The 4,272-nt window shown below is 44.5% G+C and carries 5 protein-coding genes; all 5 read left to right on the top strand.

Going from position 1 to position 4,272, the window contains the following annotated elements; all coding sequences use genetic code 11:
- Nucleotides 1–196: 196 nt before the first annotated feature.
- The 5 genes from RMO84_RS13620 to RMO84_RS13600 all read left to right on the top strand — a co-directional run bounded on the left by RMO84_RS13620 (nt 197) and on the right by RMO84_RS13600 (nt 4,026).
- On the top strand, nt 197–1,036 hold the full coding sequence (locus tag RMO84_RS13620; protein WP_310488990.1) for a DUF4388 domain-containing protein: 840 nt from the start codon (nt 197–199) through the stop codon (nt 1,034–1,036).
- 322 nt (nt 1,037–1,358) lie between these two features.
- Nucleotides 1,359–1,832, top strand: a complete 474-nt coding sequence (locus RMO84_RS13615) for a hydrocarbon-binding protein (protein WP_396135859.1) — start codon at nt 1,359–1,361, stop codon at nt 1,830–1,832.
- 66 nt (nt 1,833–1,898) lie between these two features.
- Nucleotides 1,899–2,264 carry a roadblock/LC7 domain-containing protein gene (locus RMO84_RS13610; RefSeq protein WP_310488988.1) on the top strand — a complete coding sequence of 122 codons (366 nt, stop codon included), beginning with the start codon at nt 1,899–1,901 and terminating at the stop codon, nt 2,262–2,264.
- Nucleotides 2,265–2,601: 337 nt separating this feature from the next.
- Nucleotides 2,602–3,462 carry a DUF4388 domain-containing protein gene (locus tag RMO84_RS13605; RefSeq protein WP_310488987.1) on the top strand — a complete coding sequence of 287 codons (861 nt, stop codon included), beginning with the start codon at nt 2,602–2,604 and terminating at the stop codon, nt 3,460–3,462.
- A 6-nt stretch (nt 3,463–3,468) separates the two neighbouring features.
- Nucleotides 3,469–4,026, top strand: a complete 558-nt coding sequence (locus tag RMO84_RS13600) for a GTP-binding protein (RefSeq protein ID WP_396135858.1) — start codon at nt 3,469–3,471, stop codon at nt 4,024–4,026.
- Nucleotides 4,027–4,272: the final 246 nt, after the last annotated feature.

The following is a 4,272-nucleotide window of genomic DNA, read 5'->3' as shown; positions in this document are numbered from 1 at the left end:
TATGGGCACACTAGCGCGGGGGTATCTTTTGGATTATCGATCGGTTGCGATCGGATCGGGACATACGGTCAATTCGCGATTTGTCAATGGCTGCGCTCACAATTAGTGCCGCTGTTACTCACCCCATTTCAGTCTGAGATGCCTCAACATCGATAAATAACTACTCATTCTTAGCGATCTTGGAGATCTATTCTAAATGTCCCTGACTGGCTATTTATCAGAATACTCATTAGCCGAAATCTTTAATTTTGTCCAAGATGGCAATAAAACGGGATTACTATCGATCGACTCAGATCGCTGCTTGAGTCGATCGCTCGATAATTCATACCACATTGCTTTCCAAACTGGACGGGTAATGTCGGTGAGTCACGGACATGGATTAGAGTATCGCGGCTTGCTCAAGATGATGGAGCAACGACAATGGCTCTCGCCAGAACAATTGACGGGATTATCGATTAATGTCAATAAACTCGGTCAACCATTGGGTACTTACCTCAAAGGTTGTAACGCGCTCGACACCGAACAACTGCGGCTACTGTTCGACGCTCAAGTCGTGGCAAATATCTGCAAATTGTTTGGCGAGATTCATCACGGGCGATTTAATTTCAATCCCCAAGCACCGTTAATTTATGCCGAAATGACTGGCATCAGTTTACATGCCAAAGAGGTATCGCTCTTAGGATTGCGGATGCTCCGCGATTGGAGTAGTTTGAGTGGCAAATTGCCTACTCCTACAGTGATGCTCCAACGGATCTCGTCAACACTGCCGGATCTGCGGCTAGATAGTCAAGAAACCAAAGTCTGGAATTTAGCACTGGGCGAACTATCGATCGAGCAGATTGCCGCACAATTGGGTCTAAAAATCGAGCGGGTGCAACAGATTGGTTTCCGACTGTGCGCGATCGGTTTATTAGAGGAAGTATTACCAGTCGCGATCGCTAAACCGATCGAACTCCAGCCTAATAGCAGCCGCCCTGCGACGCCTATCTCTGCTTCATTCCTGGGCAAGTTAATGGGATTTTTGAAGAAGAAATAATTGAGATATTTTTAAATCTCGATCGCCAACGATCGAGACTGACAATAGTCGCCAGTTAGCGCGCTTTATTGCGATTGTGCTCGGTCGTTTTGACACGATCTAGCATTGTTTGGAGATGCCATTAATAGTGGTTTTGTAAAATTAAATTATATTTTCTAATTAGTGTTAGCAACTGTTGCTAAATGGGCACAATGACATTGGAGTTAAATTAAGTAAGTCTGCCAAGATTTCCCAATTATCACTTCGAGACGGTGAATCCCCGCAGCCTCTAACTTAGCAGCTTCCAACCCTTATCCCCGTTCCGAAAGGATTTATTAATAATATGTCGAACGCACTTTCTAGTCGCCCAACATTGGGTCAATTCAGCAGTATCGTTTGTTTCAAATCAGTAATCACTGGTATGGAAGAAGCTTTAGGCGAAAAAGCCACAGCGATCGCTTTGATTGCTGCTGGTCGCGAACGCGGTAAAAACTTGGCTAAAGAGTTAGGCTTGTCCGGTTCTACCGAAGATCTCAGCGTCATCGCTGCTAAATTAAACGAAGCAGTTGGTGCTAACGGTACTCACCTGACTGCGATCGATAAAATCGTCAAAGAAGGCGATATGTTCAAAGTTTATTGTTCTGAAACTGTTTGCTCCGCTGGCGAACCTCAAGGTTCCGATCGTAAATGTACTTTCACCCTGGGTGCAGTTTGGGGTGCATTAACCGAAGTCACCGGCCAAAAGTTGCGCGGCGTGCATACTGAATCCGTCTTACGCGGTGGTGCTAACGATGTATTTGAATTCACCGCGCTTTAATAGCGGTTGAATCATCAACTCACAAATTTCGATCTAACTAACTAACCTAATCATATTGAGGAAATCATGGGCGCAAGTACAATTGGTGGAATTTTACAGAACTTTGTATCTGGTACGGCAGATGTCCAAGGTGCAGCCTTGGTATCTCACGATGGCTTACCACTAGCCTCCAGCCTACCTAGTGCAATGGATGAAGAACGTACTTCGGCGATGTCGGCAGCGATGCTCTCCCTCGGCGAGCGGATCGGTAAAGAATTATCGCGCGGTAGCGTTGAGAAAATCATGGTTGAAGGTACTGATGGTTATGGCATCTTAATCGGTTGTGGCGACGACGCGGTCTTCCTCGTGTTGGCTAATCATTCCGCTAAACAAGGACTATTGATGCTAGACATCAAACGGACTGTTTCGGACATCAAAGCTGCTTTGAACTAGTCACAGGATGATGGTACTAACGATCGTCACTGCCAAACCTTCCGCAGCTCGATTGTTGGTACCGATTGATGTTAGAGAGTTTACAAATTTTCTCTCTAACATTAAATTGAATTGCCTGTTATTGGCGATCGAATCGAGTGACTCAAGCCACAATTTTTAGGGGCAATCGCTGTTAGTAATTAATGCCTTGCGTCGATCGAGATCGCGACATAAAAATTAATTTAAATTAAACATTTGTGATATGTAATCAAGCATTAGTGGGTATACTCGACCTAGTAATGCTCTCCAACTCGATTGGATAGATATCTCATTCTCAATTACTATGTTGGAGATATAAATGTCCCTAGCTGGCTATTTATCAGAATACTCATTGGCCGAAATTCTGCACTTTGTGCAAGAAGGTAATAAAACCGGCTTATTGTCGATCGAACCCGATCGCGGCTTGAATCGATCGCTCAGTGATATTTATTATATCGCTTGTCAAAGCGGCAGAATTATGTCTGTCGTCCCAGGTAATGTCGCGCAGCATCAGGGGTTGCTTGGCACGATCGAGCAACGACGATGGTTAGTACCAGAAAAGGTGGCAGGATTAAAGTCTCAGCTGACAATCTTGCGCCAACCATTAGGTACCCATCTCAAATCGCTAAATCTGATTACCGCCGAACAACTCACCCTCCTCTATAACTCCCAAGTAATTGCCACTACGTGCAAACTATTTGAAGTTCATCACGGTCGGTTTGAGTTCAATCTGGAAGTACCGCTAGTTTATAGTGAGATGACAGGATTGAACTTGAGTGCCCACGAATTAGCATTATTGGGCATGAGAATGCTCAAGGATTGGAGTGGCTTAGAAGCCAAATTACCCGCCTTAGATTCTGCGCTGCAAAGATTGTCTTCCCAACTAGGTGGAATTAGACTCGATACCCAAGAATTGAAAGTTTGGAACTTGTCACTTGGCGAATTGTCAGTGACTAAAATTGCCGAACAACTAGGACTAGAGAGCCAAAAAGTTCGCCAAATTGGGTTTAGGTTGAGTTCGATTGGGTTGGTACAAGAAGTCAGTGCCGAACCGATCCAACCATCTCGCAATGAAGCAATGGATGCACCGCCAGTGTGTGTCGGTGGTGGCAATTCCCAAGTTCCGGTATCTGCTTCGTTCCTCAGTAATTTAATGGGCTTTTTGAAGAAAAAGGGTTGACACGTCATGGAAATAATGAATCTAGTAGTCACAGGAACGGTAGGTGCGGGTAAAACCACCTTTATTCGTTCTGTGAGTGAGATCGAAGTTGTAGATACAGATAAAAAAGCTACCGATGATGTGGCCAACCTCAAACAAAATACCACTGTAGCAATGGATTTTGGTACGCTCCAATTTGGGGAAGAGATGGCCTTACATATCTATGGAACGCCCGGTCAGACGCGGTTTGATTTCATGTGGGAAATTTTGATCGAGCGCGCTCATGCGTACGTGTTGTTGATTGCCGCACAGCGTCCGAGCGAGTTTCATCATGCCCGCCGGATTATGAATTTCATGAATCGGCACGCGAATATTCCGATGATAATTGGGATTACCCACAGTGATTGTGAAGGTGCTTGGAATCTGGAAGATATCGCTTTGGCTTTGGGCTATCAAGATAGCACCGCTCGTCCGCCGATCGTGCTCGTAAATGCTGAGGATGGCGAATCGGTAGCGATGGCTCTAGTCTCTTTAGTCGAACACTATATGCAAACAAATGCTGCGGCAGCTATTGCGGCTTCATAGCTATTTTTAGGCTGTATTGTAAATGCTAAGTAGTTTATAACAATAAAGCTAGCGTTGTTAAAAACCCGACTTTTTAGAAAAGTCGGGTTTTTGTCATAACCCATATAACGATCGCAAATTTTCTGCTGTTTTTTTAGCGAAACATTCAGTAAATCATCAATATTCTTCAGGAGAGCTAACCTTTGAACTTTTTGGTTAAGCCTACCGCCTTGCGATATTTATCCATTTGTCCTTGTTTTTCAAATA

It is taken from the genome of Chamaesiphon sp. VAR_69_metabat_338 (genome assembly GCF_031423935.1).
Lineage (GTDB): Bacteria > Cyanobacteriota > Cyanobacteriia > Cyanobacteriales > Chamaesiphonaceae > Chamaesiphon.
Note: the sequence above shows the minus strand (reverse complement) of the source record. Positions and strands in the feature narration are given on the sequence as shown.

Excerpts from the sequence above, each read along its gene's own strand:
- RMO84_RS13620 (WP_310488990.1), top strand. The coding sequence starts at position 197 with ATGTCCCTGACTGGCTATTTATCAGAATACTCATTAGCCGAAATCTTT.
- RMO84_RS13615 (WP_396135859.1), top strand. The coding sequence starts at position 1,359 with ATGTCGAACGCACTTTCTAGTCGCCCAACATTGGGTCAATTCAGCAGT.
- RMO84_RS13610 (WP_310488988.1), top strand. The coding sequence starts at position 1,899 with ATGGGCGCAAGTACAATTGGTGGAATTTTACAGAACTTTGTATCTGGT.
- RMO84_RS13605 (WP_310488987.1), top strand. The coding sequence starts at position 2,602 with ATGTCCCTAGCTGGCTATTTATCAGAATACTCATTGGCCGAAATTCTG.
- RMO84_RS13600 (WP_396135858.1), top strand. The coding sequence starts at position 3,469 with ATGGAAATAATGAATCTAGTAGTCACAGGAACGGTAGGTGCGGGTAAA.